General features: G+C 65.4%; 24 protein-coding genes. 12 read left to right on the top strand and 12 right to left on the bottom strand.

Annotated elements, in window-relative coordinates; all coding sequences use genetic code 11:
• Positions 1-35 precede the first annotated feature (35 nt).
• Positions 36-917, bottom strand: coding sequence for a class I SAM-dependent methyltransferase (locus P8R42_14030; GenBank protein MDG2305731.1), 882 nt, complete (start codon positions 915-917; stop codon positions 36-38).
• Between the two features lie 103 nt (positions 918-1,020).
• On the opposite strand from P8R42_14030, the gene P8R42_14035 reads away from it, so the two are divergent.
• From P8R42_14035 to P8R42_14045, 3 genes are all read left to right on the top strand, one after another.
• On the top strand, positions 1,021-1,410 hold the full coding sequence (locus P8R42_14035; protein ID MDG2305732.1) for a hypothetical protein: 390 nt from the start codon (positions 1,021-1,023) through the stop codon (positions 1,408-1,410).
• Positions 1,411-1,477: 67 nt separating this feature from the next.
• Positions 1,478-2,647: an amidohydrolase family protein gene (locus P8R42_14040; protein MDG2305733.1), complete on the top strand. Its 1,170-nt coding sequence runs from the start codon at positions 1,478-1,480 to the stop codon at positions 2,645-2,647.
• Positions 2,648-4,030 carry a glycosyltransferase family 39 protein gene (locus P8R42_14045; GenBank protein MDG2305734.1) on the top strand — a complete coding sequence of 461 codons (1,383 nt, stop codon included), beginning with the start codon at positions 2,648-2,650 and terminating at the stop codon, positions 4,028-4,030.
• Between the two features lies 1 nt (position 4,031).
• On the opposite strand, the gene P8R42_14050 is transcribed toward P8R42_14045, so the two are convergent.
• Both P8R42_14050 and P8R42_14055 read right to left on the bottom strand, forming a co-directional pair.
• Positions 4,032-5,696: an acyl-CoA dehydrogenase family protein gene (locus tag P8R42_14050; protein ID MDG2305735.1), complete on the bottom strand. Its 1,665-nt coding sequence runs from the start codon at positions 5,694-5,696 to the stop codon at positions 4,032-4,034.
• Positions 5,697-5,704: 8 nt separating this feature from the next.
• Positions 5,705-6,085, bottom strand: a complete 381-nt coding sequence (locus P8R42_14055; protein ID MDG2305736.1) for a hypothetical protein — start codon at positions 6,083-6,085, stop codon at positions 5,705-5,707.
• Positions 6,086-6,197: 112 nt separating this feature from the next.
• Between P8R42_14055 and P8R42_14060 the strand changes: the two genes are divergently transcribed.
• Genes P8R42_14060 through P8R42_14070 form a run of 3 tightly spaced genes read left to right on the top strand, consistent with a single transcriptional unit; the run spans position 6,198 to position 8,558 of the window.
• Positions 6,198-6,941, top strand: a complete 744-nt coding sequence (locus P8R42_14060; protein MDG2305737.1) for a flavodoxin family protein — start codon at positions 6,198-6,200, stop codon at positions 6,939-6,941.
• Positions 6,938-7,729 (top strand): enoyl-CoA hydratase-related protein, encoded by a 792-nt coding sequence (locus P8R42_14065; GenBank protein ID MDG2305738.1) that lies wholly within the window; start codon positions 6,938-6,940, stop codon positions 7,727-7,729. Before P8R42_14060 ends, P8R42_14065 begins: the two co-directional genes overlap by 4 nt.
• A gap of 10 nt (positions 7,730-7,739) precedes the next feature.
• Entirely contained in the window at positions 7,740-8,558 is an 819-nt protein-coding gene (locus P8R42_14070; protein MDG2305739.1) for a TIGR03619 family F420-dependent LLM class oxidoreductase, read from the top strand.
• Positions 8,559-8,574: 16 nt separating this feature from the next.
• On the opposite strand, the gene P8R42_14075 is transcribed toward P8R42_14070, so the two are convergent.
• Positions 8,575-9,279: a hypothetical protein gene (locus tag P8R42_14075; GenBank protein ID MDG2305740.1), complete on the bottom strand. Its 705-nt coding sequence runs from the start codon at positions 9,277-9,279 to the stop codon at positions 8,575-8,577.
• A gap of 39 nt (positions 9,280-9,318) precedes the next feature.
• Here P8R42_14075 and P8R42_14080 point away from each other — a divergent pair, with 39 nt between their 5' ends.
• Complete coding sequence (locus P8R42_14080) at positions 9,319-9,747, top strand: DoxX family protein (protein ID MDG2305741.1); 429 nt, start codon at positions 9,319-9,321, stop codon at positions 9,745-9,747.
• Here P8R42_14080 and P8R42_14085 read toward each other — a convergent pair.
• Positions 9,741-10,058: a hypothetical protein gene (locus tag P8R42_14085; GenBank protein MDG2305742.1), complete on the bottom strand. Its 318-nt coding sequence runs from the start codon at positions 10,056-10,058 to the stop codon at positions 9,741-9,743. The two genes, P8R42_14080 and P8R42_14085, sit on opposite strands and share 7 nt — an antisense overlap.
• Positions 10,059-10,125: 67 nt before the next feature.
• Between P8R42_14085 and P8R42_14090 the strand changes: the two genes are divergently transcribed.
• Genes P8R42_14090 through P8R42_14105 form a run of 4 tightly spaced genes read left to right on the top strand, consistent with a single transcriptional unit; the run spans position 10,126 to position 13,974 of the window.
• The gene (locus P8R42_14090) at positions 10,126-10,350 is read left to right on the top strand and encodes a hypothetical protein (protein ID MDG2305743.1); all 225 of its coding nucleotides are present in this window, start codon (positions 10,126-10,128) and stop codon (positions 10,348-10,350) included.
• Positions 10,351-10,395: 45 nt separating this feature from the next.
• On the top strand, positions 10,396-11,835 hold the full coding sequence (locus P8R42_14095; protein MDG2305744.1) for a hypothetical protein: 1,440 nt from the start codon (positions 10,396-10,398) through the stop codon (positions 11,833-11,835).
• A 19-nt stretch (positions 11,836-11,854) separates the two neighbouring features.
• Positions 11,855-13,042 (top strand): M20 family metallopeptidase, encoded by a 1,188-nt coding sequence (locus P8R42_14100; protein ID MDG2305745.1) that lies wholly within the window; start codon positions 11,855-11,857, stop codon positions 13,040-13,042.
• On the top strand, positions 13,039-13,974 hold the full coding sequence (locus P8R42_14105) for an alcohol dehydrogenase catalytic domain-containing protein (protein MDG2305746.1): 936 nt from the start codon (positions 13,039-13,041) through the stop codon (positions 13,972-13,974). Before P8R42_14100 ends, P8R42_14105 begins: the two co-directional genes overlap by 4 nt.
• 9 nt (positions 13,975-13,983) lie before the next feature.
• Here P8R42_14105 and P8R42_14110 read toward each other — a convergent pair whose 3' ends face one another.
• Together P8R42_14110 and P8R42_14115 are read right to left on the bottom strand one after the other, a co-directional pair.
• Positions 13,984-15,543: a cellulase family glycosylhydrolase gene (locus tag P8R42_14110; GenBank protein ID MDG2305747.1), complete on the bottom strand. Its 1,560-nt coding sequence runs from the start codon at positions 15,541-15,543 to the stop codon at positions 13,984-13,986.
• 19 nt (positions 15,544-15,562) lie between these two features.
• On the bottom strand, positions 15,563-16,039 hold the full coding sequence (locus P8R42_14115) for a L,D-transpeptidase (protein MDG2305748.1): 477 nt from the start codon (positions 16,037-16,039) through the stop codon (positions 15,563-15,565).
• 69 nt (positions 16,040-16,108) lie between these two features.
• Between P8R42_14115 and P8R42_14120 the strand changes: the two genes are divergently transcribed.
• Positions 16,109-17,767, top strand: coding sequence for a carboxylesterase family protein (locus P8R42_14120; protein ID MDG2305749.1), 1,659 nt, complete (start codon positions 16,109-16,111; stop codon positions 17,765-17,767).
• Positions 17,768-17,966: 199 nt separating this feature from the next.
• Here the strand turns inward: P8R42_14120 and P8R42_14125 are convergent, their stop codons facing one another.
• The 5 genes from P8R42_14125 to P8R42_14145 form a co-directional block, all read right to left on the bottom strand.
• Entirely contained in the window at positions 17,967-19,067 is a 1,101-nt protein-coding gene (locus tag P8R42_14125; protein ID MDG2305750.1) for an amidinotransferase, read from the bottom strand.
• Positions 19,064-19,420 carry a hypothetical protein gene (locus P8R42_14130; protein ID MDG2305751.1) on the bottom strand — a complete coding sequence of 119 codons (357 nt, stop codon included), beginning with the start codon at positions 19,418-19,420 and terminating at the stop codon, positions 19,064-19,066. Before P8R42_14130 ends, P8R42_14125 begins: the two co-directional genes overlap by 4 nt.
• The gene (locus P8R42_14135) at positions 19,420-21,081 is read right to left on the bottom strand and encodes an amidohydrolase family protein (protein ID MDG2305752.1); all 1,662 of its coding nucleotides are present in this window, start codon (positions 21,079-21,081) and stop codon (positions 19,420-19,422) included. Before P8R42_14135 ends, P8R42_14130 begins: the two co-directional genes overlap by 1 nt.
• Complete coding sequence (locus tag P8R42_14140) at positions 21,078-21,722, bottom strand: nitroreductase family protein (GenBank protein MDG2305753.1); 645 nt, start codon at positions 21,720-21,722, stop codon at positions 21,078-21,080. Before P8R42_14140 ends, P8R42_14135 begins: the two co-directional genes overlap by 4 nt.
• Before the next feature lie 401 nt (positions 21,723-22,123).
• Entirely contained in the window at positions 22,124-23,221 is a 1,098-nt protein-coding gene (locus P8R42_14145; GenBank protein ID MDG2305754.1) for a Zn-dependent alcohol dehydrogenase, read from the bottom strand.
• Between the last annotated feature and the right edge of the window lie 31 nt (positions 23,222-23,252).

The following is a 23,252-nucleotide window of genomic DNA, read 5'->3' on the forward strand; positions in this document are numbered from 1 at the left end:
AAAAAAAAAACCCCCCCGAGACTAACCAACGTCCCCTACTTGATGCCGACAACGTAGACGAGGAAGCTTTCCTGTTGTTCTACGTCTTTGCCGGTCATGTCTTCGTATTCGCCGGAGCCGTAGAGCATTTCTTCGTCGTCATCGTCGTCGTCGTCTTCGAGTTGTTCCCAGTAGACCTTGGTGCCGGCGAAACCGACTTCCCCCAGCAGGTCGATGAGCTCGGGGATCGACCAGAGGCGCCAATCGTAGGTGAAGGCCTTTTCGATGCTGGAGCCGTCGGGGAAGCGGAAGTGGATGTAGCAAAGCGTCTCGGCGGTCAGCGGGTTGAACTTGTTTTGATCCCAGACGTACTCGTACCCGTCGCACTCTCGTTCTTCGTCGGTGACTGCGGTAGCTTCGGTGCCGCCGTAGATCTCGAGGAAGAGAAGTCCGTCCTTGGTGAGACCGTCCCGCGCAAGGGAGAGATACTGCTTCAGCTCTTCGCGCTGCTTGAAGACGCAGAAGCTGAAATTGCAGGCGGCGGTGACGTCGGCCTTCTCCGCGCGCGGCTCGAGGACGTTCGCGGTGTGAACCGTGAGACGATCACCGAGCTTTCGGGCGTTGGGAAGAAAATGATGCTCGCGTCCCCAGTCGATGGTCGGCTGATCGAGATCGACTCCGATCGCGGTTCGATCCGGATGACTGAGACACCATTCGATCGCCATCTTGGCGGTGCCGCAGAAATCTTCACGTAAGACGAGAGCCTTGTGACCGCGAAGCTTCTTGAACGTATCCCCGAAGAATTCGACGTCTTCCTCGGGACATTGGACGGAGTCTTCGTAGAGGGCATGGCGGTCGGCCTTCTCGGCCATCGTCCGCTTCCCCTTCTTACCCGAGTTGTCTTTGTCCTTGTGCTTCTTGTCTTTCTTCTTCGCCACGGCTGCACCTTGTCCCATCGTGCCCAACAGGAAGCGCAAACGCCGGATATTCTCAAGAGCCATGCCCTTTGACTCGGCTCCGCGCGAGTGAGATTTCGGAACGATGGGTGCGAACGCGACAGCGAAGGTTCACGGGGTCCTGCTGGCGGCAGGGCTCGCCCTGATCACGGCGACAGGCGCGGAGGCGCAGATCGGCCCCGGCGAGTTCGACGAACCGGCCGGCGAGGTCCCCAGCATCGGGGAAGGCTCACGGCAGTTCTTTGACAACCCGTCGGCGGGCGACGCACCCTCCATCGGCGAGACGTCGCGCCGCTTCATGGACAACCCCACCGCCGGCAGTGCCCCTTCGATCGGCCAGGACTCGCGACAGTTCATGGACAACCCCAGCGACGCGGACAATCCGAGCATCGGCGAGACCTCGGGGCAGTACGATTTCCCGTCGGCGGGTGATGCTCCGTCGATCGGCGGCGCGAACCGGCCCTTCGACGACTGACCGGCCGGTTTCAGCCCGATCGGTCGTTCGCTTGAATGACCGAGAGAGCCGGAGTACCGAACTCCGGATGATCCAGCACCTTGCCGACGCGGACGGGCACGTCATCGAGCCCGGCGACCTCTGGGTCGAACGTCTCCCGAAGAACCTGCGCGAGAATGCGCCCCACTTCTACCGCGACGACGACGGCGTCTTCCACCAGCGGATCTACGGTCTGGACATCGGCGACCTCGACACCATCTTCCAGCAGATCAAGCCGTCGGACATGCTCCAGAACATGGGCCTCGCCGCCGCAATGGGCATCGACCTGGGGCCAGTGTTCAACAACGATGACGCGGGCCGCTTCACGATCCTCGACGCACCCGACTGGAGCAAGGACGGTGGACGGCGCCTCGCCTTCAACACGGAGCACGGACTGACCCGCGCCGTCCTGTACCCGACCTTCATGTTGGCGGGTGGAACGTTCACGCCCGATCTCGCTCCCGCCGTCTGCGAGGTCTACAACGACTGGATTCTGAACGACTACTGCAGCGGCTCGGCGGGTCGTCTCATCCCGGTCGCCGCACTGCCCATTGTCGATCCCGAAGCATCGGTCCACGAGATCCATCGCACCGCCGCACTCGGCTTTCACGCGGCCTTCATCCGCACCAACCCCGTGAACCACAACAAATACTCCGAGCGCGAGTTCGATGTCGTATGGCAGGCCCTCGTCGACACCGAGATGAAGCTCGGCCTCCATCCCCTGCCCGTGTGGGATCAGGACGGAGCCGCGCGCGGCTTCCGCTTGAAGGACATCATGGCGAGCTCTGCCCTCGGGTTCCCGATGGACATGATCGCGACCCTGTACGACATGATGTCCGGCGGGATCTTCGACCGCTTCCCGAACCTGCAGACGATGATCCTCGAAGCCGGCGCCGGGTGGATCCCGTCCTTCTTCGAACGCTTCGAAGACCATCGCCGACTCTTCGGTCGCTTCAAGGCACCGGACTGGAAGACCCCTCCGATGGAGATCTTCGAGCGACAGATGATGGTCACGGTGGAGGCGTGCGAGCACACCGATCTCAAGATCGCGCTCGACTTCCTTCCCGCCGACCACGTGGCGCTCGCCTCGGACTGGCCCCACTACGACGGCACTCCCGACCTCGTCGAAGGCTTCCAGAAAGCCGGTCTCGGTCTGCCCCAAACCAAGCTGCGCGAAGTTGCTACGGGCACGCTCGACCGCTGGTTTCCGGAGAGCTGATTGACGTCCGCGGACCGCCAGGGCGCCTCGCCGGAAGTCCTGCCGGCGCCCGGCGCTTGGCGTGACGACCGCCTGTTTCTCGGTCTACTCGGAGCGGGCCTGCTCATCCGCGTGGCCCTCTCCATCTGGAGCGACTCCTTCAATCGTCTCCTCGCCGACGACCTCCTCTATCTCGAGCAGGCGGCGGCGTGGCGGGAAACGGGCGTCCTCGAAACCGGCGCCCTCGAACGTCCCCCCGGCTACTTCGCGTTCCTCTACGTCACTTCCTTCCTGACGGGGACGGGCCCCGTGTGGCACCTCGCCTCGAAGATCCTGCAATCGATCGCCGGCGCCGCCGCGGCGATCCCGATCTTTGCGCTCGCCGACCGCGTCGCCGGACGGACCGCCGCACGGGTCGCCGCCGCGTTCTTCCTCTTCGATCCCACGATGATCGCGTACAGCGCGATGCTTTGGCCGGAGACCCTCTACACGCTTTTCACCGCGATCGTGTTCTGGCGCACGAGCCTGCTCACACCCGACCAGATCCTACGTCCGGTCGTCCTCGGAATTCTCACCGGGCTCGCCATGCTGCTCAAACCGGCGATCGGCGCATTCACCTTGATGCTCGCCTTCTCGTGGCTCCTGCGATTCGGCTGGGGCGGTGCGATCCGTCTCTCGCTCGTGTTCGCGACCGCAACCGCGCTCGTGCTGGCCCCCTGGGTGATCCGTAACCAGCTACGCTACGGCCCCGAGATCCTTCTCGAGAACGAAGCCCCGTACAATCTGTGGATGGGAAGCCATTGGGGTGAGCCGCAGGAAGTGTTCGACACGTGGCACCGTCTGCCCGATCCTCTCACCCGCGCGCGCGTCGCCGGGGAGATGGGATGGAAGGGCATCGTCGATTTCCCGGCGGACTACGCACGGCGATCCATCGTCCGAGGACTGAACCTCTGGGGGCTCGAATGGTTCGTGACCCGGAACCTGAGTCTCGAGGCGTGGGGGCAGATCCGGGTCGACACGTTCCTACGCTGGTTCTGGGCGATTCAGCTCGGCTACATCGCCCTCCTCCTCGCCGCCGCGGCAGGGCTCCGGGAGACCTGGCGCGATTCGCACATGAAGCTCCTCCTCAGCTGGACGCTCTTCTTCACAGTGCTCGTAGCCGGCTTGGTCGCGACCACGCGATTCCGGATGCCGTTCCACGCGATCCTGGCGATCCTCGCCGGCGTAGGCGTCGCCCGCGGGTTCGAACGGCAGCTGCGCGCGATCGACTTGGTGCCGGTCGGAGTCGCCGTGGCGATCCTCGTGTTCTCGTTCCAGCGACCGCTCTTCGAACTCATCACGTCCGGCGAGCTGACCGACCTCGCGCAGCTGAATCGCTCACGCTGGGTCTTCTTCTGGTACTGACTCAGGCGGGCCAAGCCCGAGCGATGATCTCGTCGACGGCGGTCGACGCCGGCAGTGTCCCGTACACGAACCCGCCCTCACCACCGAGCCGCGCGCCGCAGAACGCGTCCGCCACGAAAGACGGCGCGTAGCGCACGAGCAGCGAAGCCTGCAGCACGATGGCCATCGACTCGGTTATCTGACGCGCGCGCCGTTCCAGATCCGACGAATCACTCAGAGTCTTCTCGAGATCCTCCACCGCGGCGTCGAGACGGCGGTCGCCACCCCGCGCCTCGCGCACTTCCGCGAGGAAAAGTTCGAAGGCCCGCGGCTCCCGACCAAGCGCCCGGAGCACGTCGAGACAAATGACATTCCCCGAACCTTCCCAGATGCCGTTCAGCGGCGCTTCGCGGTAGAGACGCGGCATCATCGACTCCTCGACGTAGCCCGCGCCGCCGAGACACTCGAGCGCCTCGGCCACGTGCCCCGGCGCACGCTTGTTCAGCCAATACTTTGCGACCGCAGTGGCGATTCGGGTGAACGCCCGAGCCTCATCGCTTCCCGTGGAGTTGTCGAAACCCTGTGCGATTCGCATCGACAGAACCGTCGCCGCTTCGGATTCGATCGCGAGATCGGCCAACACGTTCTGCATGAGTGGCTGCTCGACGAGACGCTTTCCGAACGCATTGCGGTGCATAGCGTGGTGAATCGCCTGCACGAGCGCTTGGCGCATGAAGGCCGCGGGCGCGGCGACCGTATCATTCCGGGTGTGATGCACCATCTCGAAAATCGTCCGCACCCCGCGGCCTTCCTCGCCAATCATCTGGGACCAGGTGCCGTCGTACTCCACCTCGCTCGAAGCATTCGACCGGTTTCCGAGCTTGTCCTTCAGACGCTGGAGGCAGAACGGATTCCGCGAACCGTCGGGCCTCCAGCGGGGCACGAGGAAGCACGACAGCCCACGATCCGTCTGGGCGAGGGTGAGGAACGCATCCGACATCGGCGCCGAGCAGAACCACTTGTGACCGCGCAGTTCGTATTCTCCGCCGGGGCCTCCCGCACCGAGGGGTTGCGCACGGGTCGAGTTCGCCCGAACGTCCGAGCCGCCCTGCTTCTCGGTCATCGCCATCCCGAACGTGAGGCCGGTCTTCTCCGCCGCGGGCGCGCACCGCTCGTCGTAGGATGCCTGCAGAACGCCCTCTTCCCACGAGGCCGTGACGTTGGACTGCTGGCGAAGCGCCGGGAGCACCGCGTACGTCATCGTCATCGGACACACGACACCGGCTTCGATCTGCGAGAACAGATACGTCATCGCGACGTGCGCGACGTGCCCACCCGGTTGTTTCTCGGTCCAGGCGATCGACGGCATACCGCTGTCGATGCCGAGTCGCATCAGGTCGTGGTACGCCGGGTGATAGACTACCTCGTCGATGCGCTGACCGTAGCGATCGAAGCTGCGCAGCTCGGGGGGATGGCGGTTCGCCTCGAAGCCAAGGTCGATCACCCGCGCACTGCCGAGTTCGTCTCCGAACGCCTTCAACCGCTCAGTGGCCCACGCCGCGCCGCCGCGTCGGACGCCCTCCACCAGCGCCGTGTCGGCCCCGAAGAGGTCGATCGAGTCGAGCGGCGGGACCTGATTCTCGACTGAATGCGTCGAGAGCGTCACCAAGGGACGACGCGAAGCCACGGCGCGCCCTACTCCACCACGACCGGCGGGCCATCGTGGTCGACCGTGAACGCGTTCGGGTCGGGAACGTCGCTCGCACCCATGAGGATGTTCACGATCTCCGCCTTGCTGAGACCCGCTGCCCGCGCAGCCAGGACCGCCTTCCGACACTGCGGATCCTCGACGCCATCGTGCAGCGCCTCGGCGTCGGGCCCGCGCTTCAGCTCGTCCAGGTGTGGAGCGCATAACGCGAGATCGGTCTTCACTTGAACTAGATTCGTGGCCTCCTCCACTTGCTCGGACGCGGTGTCGTCGAAGATCGACTCCGCTTGGACGGGCGCCGCGGTAACAACGAGCGCCAGCAGGAGTACCACCTGGAGAACCATCGATCGGATCGAGTCGTGGGCCATGGGGTCGTTGTGACAGCCCCTCGTTTCCCGGGCAACTTCACATCCGCTTTGGCCCGAGCAGCCACATGATAGGCTCGTGCGTCCACAACGGGCCCCCAGGAAGGAATCCACCATGTTGAACGAGAAGCAGAGCAAGATGTGCGACGAGAGCCGTTGGAACTTCTCCGACCTGAAGGCCCTCTTTCTGAACTGCACCCTGAAACGCAGCCCGGACCTATCCCACACCCAGGGCCTGATCGATATCTCGAAGGCGATCATGGAGAAGAACGGGATATCGGTCGACGTCATTCGACCGATCGATCACGACCTTGCGACCGGCGTGTACGGCGACATGACCGAGCACGGCTGGGACGCGGACGACTGGCCGAAGCTCTACGAAAAGGTGAAGGCGGCGGACATCCTGGTGCTCGGCTCCTCAATCTGGCTCGGAGAGAAAACGTCGGTGTGCACGCAAGTCATCGAGCGCTTGTACTCGACTTCGGGTGATCTGAACGACGCGGGACAGTATGCCTACTACGGGCGCGTCGGCGGCTGCTTGATCACGGGCAACGAGGACGGCGCCAAACACTGCTCGATGAACATCCTCTACTCACTCCAACATCTCGGGTACGTGATCCCACCGCAGGCCGACGCCGGCTGGCTCGGCGAAGCGGGCCCCGGCCCGTCGTACCTCGATCCCGGATCGGGCGGCCCCGAAAACGACTTCACGAACCGCAACACGACGTTCATGACATGGAACCTCATGCACATGGCGCGAATGATCAAAGACGCCGGAGGCATCCCCGCGCACGGCAACCAGCGCTCCCAATGGGACGCCGGCTGCAAACCCGACTTCCCGAACCCGGAGCATCGATGAACGAAGAATCCCCGATCCTGAAGAACCTGGACGACGACGGCGTCCTTCTCATCACCCTGAACCGCCCCCGCAAGAAGAACGCCTTCAGTGACCCACAGTGGGATGGTCTCCGAGACGCGCTGAACGAGGCGCGCGAAGACCCGGCCGTCGCAGTGGTCGTGTTGACCGGGGCCGGAACCGACTTCTCCGCGGGACAAGATCTCACGGCGTTCGGGGGCGGCGCCGAGCCGCGCCCCGACGGCAAGCCCTCTGGCTTCTTCGGCTGTGTCGAGGCGCTGTTCGCGTTCGACAAGCCGCTCCTCGGCGCAGGCAAGGGCGTCGCCGTGGGCGGGGGATGCACACTCCTGATCGCATGCGATGTGACCTACCTCGGCGAGAGCATCCGTATGCGCCTGCCCTTCGCGAGCCTCGGCCTCGTCCCCGAAATCGCGAGCAGCTACACGCTGCAATCCGCTATCGGTCGGCAGCGCGCCGCCGAGCTCTTCTTTACCGCCGAATGGATCACCGCGCAGCGTGCACTCGAAATGGGAATGGCCGCGCGCGTGCTTCCGGACGACCAACTTCTCGATGCGACCCTCGAGAAGGCCCGGGAGATGGCCCAGTGGCCCGTCTCCTCGCTCCAGGCGATCAAGCAGACGCTCATGGTCGCGAATCGGGATCGGATCCAGGCTGCACTCGCGGTCGAGGACGACCTGATGATGAAGCAGGCCGGATCGCCCGAGAACATCGAGGCCATCACCGCGTTCATCGAAAAGCGCGACCCGGACTTCAAGAAGTTCCGCCAGTAGGAGCAACGCGATGAAGCTCGGCCTCTACATGCGCAACATGGGCGACACGTCGACCCGCGAGATCGTACGAGACTGCGCGCTCGGCGCAGAGGCGGCCGGCATCGACGATCTGTGGTTCGCCGACCACATCGCGATTCCGCCCGACGACGCGGAGGGCTCGAACGGACGCTACCTCGATCCCCTTGCGACAATCGCCTGGCTCGCCGGCGCGACCGAACGGATCCACCTCGGGACCGGCGTCTTGATTCTTCCCTACCGCCCCGCGCTCCCGACGGCGAAGTGGATCGCGACGATTCAGGAACTGTCGGGCGGACGGATGCTCCTCGGTGTCGGAATCGGATGGATGGACGCGGAGTTCCGCGCCGTCGGAATTCCCCGGAGCCGCCGTGGCGCGCAGAGCGACGAGACCCTCGAGTTCTTCGAAAAGTGCTTCGCCGAAGACGAGGTAGTCTCCAACGGCCAGCCGATGCTGTTCCGACCGCGCCCACCCAAGCCGCCCCTCTTCGTGGGAGGAGGCGCACCCTACGCGACCAAGCGCGCGGCGCGATTCGGAGGCGGCTGGATGCCGATGGGCGCCGACCCCGAGAAACTCGCGGGGCCGATCGCCGACTTCCGACGCGACTCGGCCGCGGCAGGACACCCGGACCCCGAAATCGTTCTCATCACTGGACTCGATGTAGAGGACACCGACCACGGGGTCGCGCAGGCCGAGGCGCTCCGAGCCGTCGGCGCGACTCGCATCGTCCAGGCGGCCCGCTACGCGGAAGCCAAGACCTTCGTCGACATTGCAGACAGGCTCGCGAAGGTCGGCGCTCGGCTTCGCGGGTGATCGCCAGCCGGACGACTCAGCCGGTCGGCCACTCCCGCGCATAGTGAAACCGGATCTGCGCGTCCGAATAGCGATGGGCACGACCCACCGGGCAGGCATCGCGAACCGCCAGCCAAGGACGCCAACGCTCACCTAGGAGCGCGTGATCTGTTCGGGCGTCCCCAACCTCGCAGGCGTGCTCGAATGCGGGACCGCACGGAGCGTCGCAGCCCTCGCACGGGGGCCCGACCGTCGGCGCCGGCCCGTCAGGGCCCGCGACGTCCACGATCACCACCGCCCGGAGCGCGAACCAAGGCCCGTACTCCGGGTGCGCCAGAAGCTGCCCGGCAGAGAGCGGCGCGAAGCCGACGTGCATCGCGAGGCGCTGCATCGGCAAACGGCGCGGAGGCGGCTCGTGGGAGAATACGACCTCGTGCCCGAGATCCAACGATCGCGTCTCTTCGACCAGAGTCCTCTCCATCCAGCGATCGAGAGGATCCGACACGTCTGGGCGATCCGGCTCACGCTCCATCTCCTGGAGGAATGTCGACCAGAACGCCCGCGTGTTCCCCACCAGAAGCGCCAGCGACTCGCCCCCACCGGCCCACGGCAAACGGTCCTCCCGCGCCACCGCGTCGTCGTACCAGGAGACACGGAACGGATGGACGAGATCGAGGCCCCGTGAGCGCAGGCCGGACCCGAGGTTCTGAGTCACGTGCCGCCACGACGCCGCCCGGTTCATACATGTGACATAGCTCGCCAATCGTGAGAGACACAGCGGATGGCAGGCGTATCGATCGGTGGGGACAACGTGGCGACGGCGGAGGGCGGTGGTCCGCGCGTCGTGGACAAGATCTACGCGATCATGCGTATGGTCCTGGGCTTCCTCTTCTTCTGCCACGGTGCGCAGAAGATCTTCGGACTGTTCGGCGGCCCGCACCCGGACCTACCCGTCGGCCTCGTGTGGTTCGCGGGGCTCTCGGAGGTCATCGCCGGTTCGATGATCGCCGTCGGCTTCCTCACGACGTACGCCGCCTTCTTCTCGAGCGGGCTGATGGCCTTTGCGTACTTCTTGGTCCACCAGGGCGACGCGCTGCTCCCGATCGAGAACCGCGGCGAGTTGGCGACGGTGTACGCCTGGGTCTTCCTGTACATAGCCGCGCGCGGCGACGGCCCCTGGAGCCTCGGCGGCGACGACGGCGGCTACTGATCCGCTGCGAATTCGGTCGGAAACTCCTTCAAGCCGACGGGGCGCTGCGCAATCCGCGGCACGTCCGCCGGTAGCTTGTGACAGTACGCAATGAAGCCGGGAAACGTCGAAGCGGGATCCACCCGGAACCGGCGCACGTAGTCGAGTAGACGTCGGTGATAGCCCGCATCTTCGACGATCGTGTCACGATCGGATAGGAATCCCGTCGGGTCGATTATCGAAACCCGATCATCGAGGACCCGCAGTAGCTGTTGGAACCCGAACGAGATCCCCTTTTGCTCGTAGTAGTCGCGCGCGGCGGGCTCGATCACGAAGCGCAGCGCGTCGAGGCCCCCGAAGAACTCCTGCGGCGCGTAGATTACTTTCGGCCCCGGCTACGTGGCGGCGGGCTGGCTTGCGGGGGACCAGCACGCATTGTGGATCCTCGCTGGCGCCTGCCTTCTCGCCGGCGGGTACCGGATTCCGCTCGCCTGCATGCTTCTCGTCGCGGAGTCGACGGGCAATCTCGTACTGACCGTCGTCGGTCTCGCTGCGATCGCAATGGGCCAGGTGATGATGAAAAGCGACTCGGTCTCGAACGCAAAACACGACGCCCGCGCCTAGATCCTTGGGACTCGCACCCCCTCTCCACAATGGTATGAAACGCCCATGCCCTGCATCCTGCCTCGAACGCTCTTGCTCGCGGCATTCACCCTACTCGCCGCGTGCGCCGGGAGCAGCACCGGCACGACGAGTGATTCCGGATCGGCGCCCACTGAACAACCGGCTGGCCCGTGGGACGAAGGTGAGTTTCTCGCCGCCGAGCCCCAAGGCCGGGGCGATCCGGACGTGGGCCGTGACATGCTCCTGGGCGGCCCGTTCATGACCTGCGGCATTCCATGGAAGATCTGGGAGAACCCCGCCTTCCAAGGTCTGATCTCCCAGGGCTTCGGCGGCGGCCCCGATGCCCCGAACGTTCCAGGTCGCGAGGGCAAGAACGCCGAACTGCCCTACTGCCTGAACGTGTTCGAAGCGCAGGACGGCGCGGAAGTCGTCAATGCGAACTGGCTCTTATGCCACGGCGGACAGTGCGACGGAGAGCTCGTCATCGGCCTCGGGAACGCGAACGCCGATTTCACTAGCGGCTTCGGCAACCCGGGAACGAGTGGAGCTCTCCCTCCGGAGGTCCTCGCGACCCTCAGCCTCGACGAGAAGGAAGAGGCGCACTTCACGAAGATGCTCACGCGCGGCGCGATCATCGGTGACACGACCGCGATGCGCACCATCGGTATGAACCCAGCCGAAGTGCTCGCCGTCGTGCTCATGGTCCATCACGACCGCGACACTCTCGAGTGGAGCGACGACGAACTCGCGCCGATTGTCCGGCGCGACCACGACGGGAACGTCCTTCCCGACTACAAGCGGACGTCGGACCCGCCGCCCTGGTGGCGTGTGCACAAGAAGACCGCGCTGTTCTACAACGGTATGGCGCGCGGCGACCACCGCTGCACCATGGCGCTGGCGACATCGGTCTGCGTGGACGATGTCGAACAGGCCCGAAGGATCGACGCATGGTTCCGCGACATTCAGGCGTTCGTTGATTCCGTGCGCGCACCGAAGTATCCCCGAGCGATCGACGCCGCGCTCGCGTCTGAGGGTGAAGAGGTCTTCGTCGCCAACCGCGCCCGATGCCACGGCACGTACTCCGAGAACGAGGCCGACGAGACGTATCCGAACCTCTTGATTCCACTCGACGTCATCGGAACCGATCCCGCCGTGGCGGAGTCGGGCGCCGTGCACAGCCCAGAGTTGGTGGAGTGGTACAACGCATCGTTCTACGGCGAGATCACCCAGGTGGAGCCGAACGACCCGTTCCCCGGGTACATGCCACCGCCTCTCGACGGCATCTGGGCGACGGCCCCCTTCCTGCACAACGGCTCCGTCCCGACGGCAGAACTCCTCCTGAACTCCGGCGCGCGACCCACGCGCTGGCGCCGGTTCGATCTCGACACCACCTACTGGAGTCAGGCGAACACCGGCCATCCCTTCGGCGACCACCTCACCCGAGAAGAGCGCCGCGCCGTCATCGAGTATCTGAAGACGGTCTAACCAACCGGAGAACATCATCGTGAGTACGAAGGACGATCTCAAAGCCCGCGTACGCGGCGCAGTGGACGACCTGACGCCGCAGCTCCTCGAGGTCTCGCACTTCATCCACGAGAACCCCGAACTCGCCTTCAAAGAGCACAAGGCCGCGAAGGTACTGACCGACACTCTGCACGACGCCGGGATCACCGTTCGCAAGGAAGCCTACGGCCTACGGACTGCATTCGAGGCCGAGTTCGGCCGCGACGGTGGCCCGTGCGTCGCGCTCCTCGCGGAGTACGACGCACTTCCGGGAATCGGCCATGCCTGCGGTCACAACATCATCGCGACGAGCGCTCTCGGTGCGGCCCTCGCCCTCCACGGACTCGGCGACGACCTGCCCGGACGGATTCGATTCCTCGGCACACCGGCAGAGGAACGCGGCGGCGGCAAGGAGTTGATGGCCCGCGAAGGCGCGTTCGACGGGATCGACGCGGCCATGATGGTCCATCCCGCCGGTGTCGATCTGGCAACCATGCCTTGCATCGCCGTCGCCGACGTCGACATCATCTACCACGGTCGCTCGGCGCACGCGTCGGCGGCACCGCAGGCAGGCATCAATGCCCTCGATGCCCTGGTCATCGCCTACCAGGCCCTTTCCGCACTTCGTCAGCACATCAAGCACACCGAACGGATCCACGGCATCATCACGCACGGGGGTGACGCAGCCAACGTGATCCCGGAGCGCGCATCGGGACGATTCGGCGTCCGCGCTGCGGACGAGACGCAGCTCGAGTCGCTCAAGGAACGCGCCAACCAGTGCTTCGAAGCCGGCGCCCTCGCGACCGGTGCTCGGGCCGAGGTCAAGTGGGGCAACGTCGACTATCTCGACCTGAACACCTGCTGGCCGCTCGCGAACGCTTACCAATCGAACGCGGAGTCGCTCGGGCGCAGCTTCTTTCCGTTCGACAAACTGCCTTCGAGCGTCGCGGGGAGCACGGACATGGGCAACATCAGCTACCGCGTGCCGTCGATCCACCCGATGATTACCTGCGCTCCCGCCCACGTCACGATCCACAATCCGGAATTCGAGAAATGGGCCGGCTCGGATCTCGGCGAGAACGCGACGGCCGACGGAGCCAAGGCGCTCGCGATGACCACGCTCGACTTCCTGCTGGACTCCGATCTGCGCGACGCAGCGAAGAGCGCCTACGAGAAGGGGCTGGCATGAAGGCCGTCCGCTGTTCGGGCGACGGCGTCGTCGTCACCGACGTCCCGGCGCCATCGGGCGACGGCATCGACGTACAAGTCCGGTCCTCCGGCATCTGCGGCTCCGACATCCACCTCCTGGGCGCCGGGCTCACGGCGACCCTCGGACACGAGTTTGCCGGCGTCCTCTCCGATGGAACGGCGGTCGCCGTCGAGCCGATCGCGCCGTGCCGAGAATGCTCGTACTGCCGCAGCGGCCGCTACAACCACTGCGTGTCGGGAGCGTCGATGATTCTCGGTGTCGGACTCGACGGCGGAATGGCCGAGCGCGTCCGTGTTCCGGAGTCCTCCCTCGTCCCCCTGCCCGCCTCCGTGCCCGTGAGCGATGCGTGCCTCGTCGAGCCGCTTGCGATTGCGGTACACGGGATCCGGCGTGTCGGGCTGGGCGGAAGCCCGCGCGTCGCCGTCATCGGCGGCGGTACGATCGGACTGACCGGTGTCGCCGCGGCACGCGCCACTGGCGCGCACGTCGATCTCGCCGCCCGCCACGACGCGCAGAAGGCCGCCGGTGCGAGACTCGGTGCCGGCGAAGTCGATGCGACCGAACCATACGACGTCGTGATCGATGCGGCCGGGACGACCAGCTCCCTCGACGAGGCCGTGAACCTTCTTCGCCCCTGCGGCAAGCTGCTGATCCTCGCGACGTTCTGGGAGGGCATGACCATGCCCGGCTTCGGAGTCTGCATGAAGGAGATCGACGTGATCCCCGCCGCGATGTATAGCCGCCTTGGCCCGAGCCGCGACGTCGACGCCGCGGCGGCGCTGCTCGCGAGTAATCCAGAGATCGCACGCTCGGTCATCACGCACCGCTTCCCGCTCGAAGCGGCCTCCGAGGCATTCCGCATCGCAGCGGATCGCAAAGCCGGCGCGATCAAAGTCGTTCTGGAACCCTGAGCAGGGTGCCTACTCGACCGACAGATTCCACTCCGCTCCCGAGGTACGCCCCGTGATGTAGACCGCCCCTGCGGGCCCGGGTGTCGTCTCGACATCCACGAGGCCTTCCACCGAGACCGACGGCTCACCGTGTTTTCCCGACGGATAGAAGACGACTAGCTCGGTGTCCGAAGACGCATGCGTTCCGGACACCTCGAGGCCACCCGTCGCGGGGTCATAGACCGCCCGGCCGAGTCGGCCCGGAGCCGCACGGACGTATGCCCTCGTCAGATCCGTCACCAGCAGCGAGCGCTCTCCACGAATCTCGTTTGTGAAGCAGTCCACCTCGAACTCGCCCCACGGAACCGGCGGGTCCGCACCCCCACGAGCGTCGCTCACCTTGTGCGGATCCCCGCAGGATTCTCGCCAGGTCCAGATCGTCGCCGAGGTGTGGAACTCGTCCTGGAAACCCTGATGATCGAGAAAGTAGCCGTCCCCGTCGGGACCGGCCCGGCTCGGGCTCGCGCCCCACTCGCCCGTCAGGACGGGCGCTCCGCCGAAGAGCGCCGCCTCGTCGACCGCAATCTGAAAGGCGTTGCGCGTGATCGGCGTCCCCGAGAATCCGCCCGTGTAGATGTGGGGCGCATAGACGACGCCATCGTCGCGCTCGAAGTCCAGAGGCGGTCCCTGTCCGAGCACCGACCAGAGCGAGAACGGTTCGAACAAGACAAGATGTGAGGGACCGCCCGCCGCCCGCTCCGCCGCACGAATCGACGCGAGGGATTCCGAATACAGCGCGGAGAGGCCCTCCTGCTGCAGCGGCGAGAATGCCCCCGGCTCGTTGATGATGTCGTATCCGGCGACCGCGGGCTCGTTCGCGAACCGAGCCGAGAGGTGTCCGAGCATACTCGCGTACCGCGTTCGAATCCCCACCCCCCCGGGTCCTTCCGCATTCTCGAAGAACGCGTCCCAGGACGAAACGACCGCCGGGCTCGTCTCCCGGGTGCCCCCGAGAATGCACCGCACGCGTCCTTCATCGAACGTCGCCCAGGCGGGGGCCCCATCCCAGCCGAGGGCCGGCTCGGACGGAGGCTCGCAGACCTCATCGGGTCGCGCTGCAAGCACAGCGGTCCACGCGTCCTGGTGGAGATCGATGATCGTGTACAGCCCATGGCGCGCGAGCCTCTGGACCACGCGATCGATCTCGTCAATGTAGCTCTCGTCGTAAACCCCCGGCTCTGGTTCGACGCGCGACCACGAGAGCAGAAGGCGAACCGCGTTCCACCCGATCTCCGACATTCGTTCCGCATCCGACTCGGGGAACGGAAAAGTCGTCGGGAAGTCGTTGCCGCTCCAGTACTCCGCGAACGAGTTCACGTTCGCGCCCCGCAGCAGGACTTCACGGCCGAGCGCATCCACGATTCGTCCGCCTTCCAGGGGATCCGGCTCCGCATGGAGGAACGAAAGGGCCGCGGGGGCCGGTGGAGGCGTCGTGTCCGAACAGCCGAACGAAGCGCAGGCGAGGACCAGAGACAGGGCGAGCCGGGAGAGGACGGGCATCTTAGGAGTCTCCCCGGCCGGAGCGCTCATCGTCAAGGGCTCTCGGTACTCACTCGTCGATTTGCACCTTCGTGCCGGGCTGCAGTTCTTCGAACAAGGCGATCACATCCTCGTTCCGCATACGCACACAGCCGTGCGAGTGGGGCTCACCCATCGGCTGATCATCGGGCGTGCCGTGGATGTAGATGTAGCGGTCGTGCGTATCGACGTTTCCACCGAGGTTCCGGCCGTCTTCCAGACCCGAGAGCCAGATGACGCGAGAGAGAATCCAATCGCGCTCGGGATGAGCGGTCTGAAGTTCGGGCGTGAGAATCTCGCCGGTCAGACACCGCGCGCTGAACACCGCGCCGCACGGAGCCCCAGCGCCGATGAGCTCCTTCACTTCGTGCGCGCCGCGGGGCGTCTGCAGGCTCCCGCTTTGCTCGCCTGCGCCGTTCGCCGCGGTCGAGACCGGGTAGCGGCCGACCACGCGCTCCCCCGCCAGAAGCTCCAGGCTCTGGTTGGCGAGACAGACGCGAATCCACAGGTCCCCCACGATGCCCACAGTCTACAGGTCGGTCGACAGGTGCAACACCGGTCCGCTATTTCACGCGACATGTGCGCGACGATCGATCGGACACCGCCCCACCGCCGGGCCGTGCTCGCCCTGGCACTCACAGTAGCCATGATGCTTGCGGCGCCGACACGAGCGCGCGCCGACGCCACGTGCTCGACGCCGGTCGTGCAGACGACGGTCGGCGCCGTTTGCGGCACGAGCGCTCCAGGGGGAGTGCCGGGCGAGCCGAGCCGGCCCATCCACGCCTACCTCGGCATCCCGTTCGCCGAGCCTCCGACGGGCCACCTGCGCTGGACCGGCCCCGTACCCACGAAGCCGTGGACCGGCACTCGCGAGACGGAGACCTTCGGGCCCTCGTGTCCCCAGCACGTGCCCCCGGGAGTCGAGATCGACGCGAGCGAGGACTGCCTCTCACTGAACGTATGGACCCCGGACCCGAAGGGGACGCTCCCGGTGCTCGTCTTCGTCTACGGTGGATCCTTCGTGCACGGGGGGACCGCCGCGCCGGTCTACGGAGGCGCCAATCTGGCCGCAGTCGGCCCGGCCGTGGTCGTCACTTTGAACTATCGGATCGGCGCGCTCGGCTTCCTTGCGGGCCTCGGCCCGTTCACTGGGAACTACGGACTTCTCGACCAACAGCTGGCGCTTCAGTGGGTCCACGAAAACATCGCTGCCTTCGGTGGCGATCCCAAGAAGGTGACACTGTTCGGCGAGAGCGCCGGCGCGATGTCGGTCGGAATCCACCTCGGCGCGGCGACGAGCCGCGGCCTCTTCCGCGCCGCGATCCTCGAGAGCAATCCCTACGGCATCCCGTACAAGACCGCCCGGCAGGCGGGAGCCTACGCGAACGATCTGGTGGGACACCTCGACTGCGCTCCGCCCAAGAACCCGCCGACGTGCCTTCGGGAGAAGTCCGCAGCGGAGATCGTGGCCGCGCAGGGCAAGCTGCCCGTGACGGAGTCCTTCCTTCTCGGACTCGCTTCCTTTGTCCCGTGGGGACCCGTGGTCGGCGGACCTCTCCTTGAATCCCAACCGAACGAGATCTCGATCGACAAACCCATCCTGATCGGGACCAACAAGAACGAAGGCACCCTCTTTGTCGCGATGCAGGAACGCTCGATCGGGACGATCGACGAGATGAAGTACGTCCTCGAGACCGACATCGCGTTCGGCGAACACGGCAGCGCCGTCCGGAAGCTCTACGCATCGATCGGCACAGGGGAGCCCGCGGCCACACTCTCCGAGATCGTGACCGATGATCTCTTCGTCTGCGCGAACCGCTTCGTTCTGAAGGACGCCACCGCGCCCAAGTGGGCCTACCAGTTCACGCACGTCCCCTCCTTCCCCATCTGGCCGGCGGTGCCGGCGTGCGCGCCTGCGACGGGCCAGGTGTGCCACGCCTCCGAGCTCCCGTTCGTCTTCGGGAACCCTTTCGGGGCCGAGCTCTGGGCCAAGCAAGCCTCGTTCACCGGCGACGAACGAAAATTGGCAGCGACCATGATGCGCCTCTGGACCGGATTTGCTGCGAATCTGAGGCCGCCCGAGACTGTCCCCCCTTGGACCGGCTACAGCGTCGAAGACCCGCTGCGGCTGATTCTGGACGAGCCGCTCTCAGAAAGCCGAGACCTCACGGCCCGCTGCCGGTTCTGGGACTGGCTCGGCTACGACCGGTCCGGCCCTCTGGCCGGGCTCTTGTGAACCCCCGGGGCGCCGGAAGTCCCCGGCTCATCAAGATTTCCGCCTGCGGCCCGACTAGAATCATCGGCGCAGGGAGAGGGACAGTCTCGCAGGTCAGATTTCAGTCGAGAGAGAGAGAGAGCTCGGAGAAGGAACCTGCTTCACGCTCGACGTTCCCGTCGAATTCGAAGCGGGTCGCATCGCCCGCGCGCTGTGACGCTCAGAAGTAGGACTGGAGTTCGCCCCGCCGGCGGATGTCGAGCGTCGCGCAGTGAAAGCCGCCCCCAAAGAGCTTGTAGTTCATGAACGGGGTCGGGATGGGCTCGAACCCCCAATCGCGCAGGGTTTTGTGCATCGAGGTCTGTGACGCCTCGACGATCACGCGCTTTTCGTCGAGCATGAACACGTTCATCGCAATCCATTTGCTCACCAGCGAAAGGTGAACATTCAGGAAGCCCGGGATCGGGTCCGGTTCCGGGGCTACGAGCACATCCCACGAGTCGAGGACACTCGGGAGATTGTTCGTATCGATGTATTCCGGGTTGACCAAGACCTTGCCGGGCGCCAGGGGCACGAACGTCGTATCGATGTGCATGGGCTGCGGGCAGAGACTCTCGACCTGATGAATCCGAAATCCATCGCCGAGGTGGCGCTGAAGCCACTCGATGCCGGTCTCGTTCGTGACGTTGCTCCGCGTGACGAAGAGGTCTCGCCCACACCGGGCGAAGTCGGCGGCATCGAAGACCAACTCCGACTCGTCGATGATGTAACGAACCGATTCGCCCGTCCCCGCCGGCCTGAAATCCTCGCTCGCATACAGGGAATCGAGGAGCTGCGGCCGAGGAGCCGCCGTCCAACGGGCTCCCTGCGCGAAGTACTCCTTCAGAAGCGTCCGGTAGGCCCGCATCTCGAATTGACGCGAGCGCCACGCCATCGGCGCTTCGATGATCTCGTCCCCGATCACGATCAGCCCATCGCGGGGACTCGCGACGCAGAAGCCCTTGGACTGCCAATTCGGTGTAGAACACGGCACCGAAAAGTCGACGATGTCCGGCCGACGCACGGTCACACCGGCCTGCTCGATCAGACTCACGAATTGATCGAGTTCTCGCTGCGCTCGCTTCACCAGAATGCGGGGGTACGGACGTCCCGCTAGCGGCCGATAGAGCATGCGAGCGATCGGCGGCAAGTTGCCGTCGAACGTGACGTGACGGCTTGGGATCGTGGCCCCTTCGAGCCGACCGACAATCACCTCTTCGAGCGGATCCCACTCGTTGTAGGTGCGAACCCCCGAAGAGCCTGCCACTGCCGCCTGCGTCATGCCGGAATGAACACCAGACCGATGCCGACGATGATCGTCAGGATACCGAGCACTTGAAGCCCGTTCAGCGGCTCCGAGAGAAGGAACACCGACAGGATCGAGATGAGCACGATCGTCGCTCCAGTCGAGACCGGATACACGATGTTCAAGCGCAGGCGCGAGAGGATGAACACGTAGAGGAAAAAACTCACGCCGTGCAGCGCGAGCCCGGAGAAGATGTACGGGTTCCGGAACGGCTCCAGCAGGATACCGAAACTCAGCTCCGTTTCGCTCAACATCTTGGCGCCATGGCGCAGCACGAGTTGCGCCGCGACCGCCAGGCACATCTCGATGACGAGAAGGCCGTAGATCATCAGACGATCTGCCCCGCGCGCGCGTCCGTGTAGGCGCCCTGCTCCCACACGATCGCACCGTTCACAATGACCTGATCGATGCCCGTCGCGTGGCGAACGTACCGGTTCGCGTCTCCCGGGACGTCGTGAATGAACTCCTCGTCCCCACGGTCTATCGTCGCCGGATCGAACACGACGAGGTCGGCGGCAAGCCCGGGCTCGATCCGTCCGCGCCCGCGGATGCCGAAGGCATCGGCCAACTCCCCGGTGAGCCGGTACACGGCCCTCTCGAGCGTAAACGCTCCGTACTCCCGAACCCACCGACCCAGGAGATCACTCGTATCCCCCGCGCCACAGAATTGCGCCACATGTGCGCCCGCGTCACTCGCGCCGACCAGCACGAGCGGATGCTGCAGGAGCTCGGTCACGGGCCCGGTCTGCCCGTTGATCATGCCCATCACGCAGAACTCGGTTTCGAGATCCTCGCTGACGGCCAGATCGATCATGAAGTCGGCCGGGGCCGCGTCCTGCTCCGCGGCGAGGTCCTTCACCAGTCGGCCGTTCAGCGCTTCGTTCTTGGCGTCGCGAGCATTGCGGACGATCAGGTAGTCCCAGACGGGGCCGAGTAGGACGGCCTGGTTCCGGAGATCCTCCCGGCGAGCCGGGTCGGCAAACGCCGCGCAGCGCTCTTCCTTCGGCAGCCGCATGATCGCGTTCCACGCGGGCAACGCGAGGAGGATGAACGACGCCTCGGAGAGCCGCACGTTCACGTCGAACGTGCGCGGCATGCACTGTCCGTATAGCTTCGCGCCGGTCTTGGCTTCCTCTTCGAGAAGAGCCATCGAGTCGCGCCAGAGGTCGTTCGTCGGGTTGTGGATGATCGGGGCGACCGTGCACATGAGACCGGTCTCGCGCGAGATCTCGGCCATGTCGCGCAGGTTTTGGAGCTGCGCATCGGGCACGAAGAAGATCGGTACCGTCTGGATGAGCCCTCGACCGGCGCCGGCCATCGCCTTTCCGAGCGCGATGATCTCTTCCTTGGTCGCGGCTCGACTCGCAACCGGCCGCATCTCCTCGTCGACGTCGACGTACGACGTCGAGAGACCGGCCGCACCGGCGTGGATGGCTTCGACCAGAATCGCGGACATCTCCGCGATCTCTTCGTCGGTCGCGGCCCGCTCCTGTGCCGCGTTTCCCATCACGTAGTGACGAAGGGCCGAGTGCCCCACGAGACCGGAGACGTTGATGCCTAGCCCCGGGCGAATCGCGTCGAGATATTGCGGATAGGTCTCCCAATTCCAGGGGACGCCCGCGTCAAAAGTCGGAATCGAGATGTCCTCGATTTGCTTGAACATCCCGGCGAGCGCGCGCTGGTCTTCTTTCTTCACCGGCGCGAGCGAAAGCGAGCAGTTGCCCATCAGGACCGTCGTCACACCGTGCTCGAGCGACGGCGTCGCGAGGCGATCCCAACAGATCTGCGGATCGAAGTGCGTATGGACGTCGATGAAGCCCGGCGCGAGCACCTTTCCGGCGGCGTCGATGTGGCGTGCATCGGCGGCGGGTGTGAGATCGGCACCCACAGCCTCGATCTTCCCGTCGCGTACGGCGACGCTCCCGCCAAAGGCGGGCGCGCCGGTTCCATCGACAATGCGGGCGTTGGAGATGTGAAGGGCTTGGCTCATTTCGTCTCCCCGGTCTGTCCCTTGAACGGCTGATTGCCGAAGCGATCGACGTGGACCACGTCACCGACCGGCTTGCGTGTGGTTGGACCGTACTTGCCCTTCGGCCAGCCCAGTGGAATGACCGCACACGGACTCACCGAGTAGGGCAATCCGAGCGCGCGGCGCGCAAGGAAGTGGCTCCAGAGCGGCAGAGTGATCAGCGCCGCACCCAGTCCGGCCGAACGAGCCGCGAGCAAAAGGTTCTGCACCGACGGATAGATCGAGCCGTAGTAGCTCGACGCGGCTACACGCGGCCACGGCAGGCTCACTCCCCGCAGACACGCGACGACGACGACGGGGACCTCCTCGAAGTGGTCCGCCTGCCACTGCACGGCGTTGATGATCCGCTGCATCTTCGGATCGTCCTTCGCCATTCGGCGACCGATGCCACCGTAGAGACGAAACGCACCGGCATTCATCCGGCCGAGCTTCGCCTTCACCGCGCGATCCTTCACGACGATGAACTCCCAGTTCTGGGCATTGCTGCCCGTCGGGGCCTTCTGCGCGAGTTCGATCAGACGGAGAACGAGCGCGTCGTCGACGGGATCCGTCTTCAATCGACGAATTGCACGCTGCGTGCTCATCGCCTCTTCGAGGGGCATGGCGAAGGGGCTCTGTTGCGTCTGCGTTCCTGCCTCGGACATGGCGGACCTCCTGTCGGCTGCTCCGAACCCAAGCACGCCGCGGGCGGAGAATCACGCCGGCTCGGGAAGCCGATCGACAGCGTTTCCGCACCCCATCATGATCGCCCTCATGACCGGTGATCTCCTTGCCCGGACACCGACAGCGGCGTCTTCGACGACGTCGAGGTTTACGATCCGGCGACGGACAGCTGGGCCGTACTGCCCCCAATGGCCGAGCCGCGACAAGGCATGGTCGCCGCGGCTCTCGGGAACCGGATCTACGTCCCCGGCGGTGCCATCCGGCAGGGCTTCGTTCTCGAGTTTGACCGTTGCGCAGGCGCCTCCCCTCAACTCGGCCCGGCCGCGTCAGAAGGAGCCGGTCAGGAGATGTCGAGCACCGTTCGAATCCCACGGCTCGTCCGCAGGTCCTCGAGGGCCCCATTGATCTCGCTGAGAGGCCGGCGGCCCGTGATCAGCGCGTCCAGATCGAGCCGCCCGTTCTGCCAGAGCGCGATGTAACGAGGGATGTCCCGCAACGAGTTCGCGCCGCCGAGCACCGTCGACAGGATTTTTTTGCCGGTGATGACGAAGGCGGCGGGCATCAGAGTAAAGAGCTCCTCCAGCGGCGGCGCGCCCACGCAGACCAAGGTGCCCCCATTCCGGATCGCAGCCAGTCCGGTTTCGAGAAGTGCCGAGCGTCCGGCCGCCTCGAACGCGTAGTCGAACCCGACACCGGTGATCTCCATCCCGCGCGCGAGCACGTCCTCGGTCGTCGGGTCGATGAAGTCGGTCGCGCCGAGAGCTCGGGCGGAGTCACGACGCTCCGCGACAGGGTCCGAAACCACGATCCGCGCGGCACCCGCCAGGCGCGCCCCCTGCACGACCGAGAGCCCGATCCCGCCGAGGCCCAGAACGAGAACCGTCGCGCCCTCTTCCACCTGGGCCGTATTCAACACCGCCCCGACACCGGTCTGGACCGCGCAACCGATCACGCACGCGACATCGAGTGGGACGTCCGATGGGATCTTCACCGCGCCATTCGCGTCGGCAACCACGTTCTCCGCGAAGGCAGCGACGTTCAGTCCGCGATACACCGTCTGGTCTCCGATCGAGAGACCGGTCGTTCCGTCGACGAAGGTATTGGAGATCAAGCCCGCCGTCCGAACGCACACGGATGAGTCGCCGCGCAGACAAAAGTAGCAGGTCCCGCACGGCGGACAGGGTGTGAGAACGACATGATCGCCTTCGGCGAGCGACTCCACTCCAGGGCCAAGCTCTTCGACGACGCCGGCGGCCTCGTGCCCGAGGATGACGGGCAGCGCTGCCGGGAATGCACCGTCGATCACGCTCAGGTCGGAGTGACAGACCCCGCAATTGCAGACGCGCACACGCACCTGACCGGGACCGGGTGCCTGAATCTTCACGTCGTCGCGAATGACGACGCCCTTACCCTGCTCCTCGAGGACGGCTGCTTTCATGGATTCTCCGGAAAGTTCGGGGCGCCGGGCG

The organism is Candidatus Binatia bacterium, assembly GCA_029243485.1.
Taxonomy (GTDB): domain Bacteria; phylum Desulfobacterota; class Binatia; order UBA12015; family UBA12015; genus VGTG01.

Excerpts from the sequence above, each read along its gene's own strand:
- P8R42_14035 (MDG2305732.1), top strand. The coding sequence starts at position 1,021 with ATGGGTGCGAACGCGACAGCGAAGGTTCACGGGGTCCTGCTGGCGGCA.
- P8R42_14040 (MDG2305733.1), top strand. The coding sequence starts at position 1,478 with ATGATCCAGCACCTTGCCGACGCGGACGGGCACGTCATCGAGCCCGGC.
- P8R42_14055 (MDG2305736.1), bottom strand. The coding sequence starts at position 6,085 with ATGGCCCACGACTCGATCCGATCGATGGTTCTCCAGGTGGTACTCCTG.
- P8R42_14060 (MDG2305737.1), top strand. The coding sequence starts at position 6,198 with ATGTTGAACGAGAAGCAGAGCAAGATGTGCGACGAGAGCCGTTGGAAC.
- P8R42_14065 (MDG2305738.1), top strand. The coding sequence starts at position 6,938 with ATGAACGAAGAATCCCCGATCCTGAAGAACCTGGACGACGACGGCGTC.
- P8R42_14070 (MDG2305739.1), top strand. The coding sequence starts at position 7,740 with ATGAAGCTCGGCCTCTACATGCGCAACATGGGCGACACGTCGACCCGC.
- P8R42_14075 (MDG2305740.1), bottom strand. The coding sequence starts at position 9,279 with ATGAACCGGGCGGCGTCGTGGCGGCACGTGACTCAGAACCTCGGGTCC.
- P8R42_14080 (MDG2305741.1), top strand. The coding sequence starts at position 9,319 with ATGGCAGGCGTATCGATCGGTGGGGACAACGTGGCGACGGCGGAGGGC.
- P8R42_14095 (MDG2305744.1), top strand. The coding sequence starts at position 10,396 with ATGCCCTGCATCCTGCCTCGAACGCTCTTGCTCGCGGCATTCACCCTA.
- P8R42_14105 (MDG2305746.1), top strand. The coding sequence starts at position 13,039 with ATGAAGGCCGTCCGCTGTTCGGGCGACGGCGTCGTCGTCACCGACGTC.
- P8R42_14110 (MDG2305747.1), bottom strand. The coding sequence starts at position 15,543 with ATGAGCGCTCCGGCCGGGGAGACTCCTAAGATGCCCGTCCTCTCCCGG.
- P8R42_14120 (MDG2305749.1), top strand. The coding sequence starts at position 16,109 with ATGTGCGCGACGATCGATCGGACACCGCCCCACCGCCGGGCCGTGCTC.
- P8R42_14125 (MDG2305750.1), bottom strand. The coding sequence starts at position 19,067 with ATGACGCAGGCGGCAGTGGCAGGCTCTTCGGGGGTTCGCACCTACAAC.
- P8R42_14130 (MDG2305751.1), bottom strand. The coding sequence starts at position 19,420 with ATGATCTACGGCCTTCTCGTCATCGAGATGTGCCTGGCGGTCGCGGCG.
- P8R42_14135 (MDG2305752.1), bottom strand. The coding sequence starts at position 21,081 with ATGAGCCAAGCCCTTCACATCTCCAACGCCCGCATTGTCGATGGAACC.
- P8R42_14140 (MDG2305753.1), bottom strand. The coding sequence starts at position 21,722 with ATGCCCCTCGAAGAGGCGATGAGCACGCAGCGTGCAATTCGTCGATTG.
- P8R42_14145 (MDG2305754.1), bottom strand. The coding sequence starts at position 23,221 with ATGAAAGCAGCCGTCCTCGAGGAGCAGGGTAAGGGCGTCGTCATTCGC.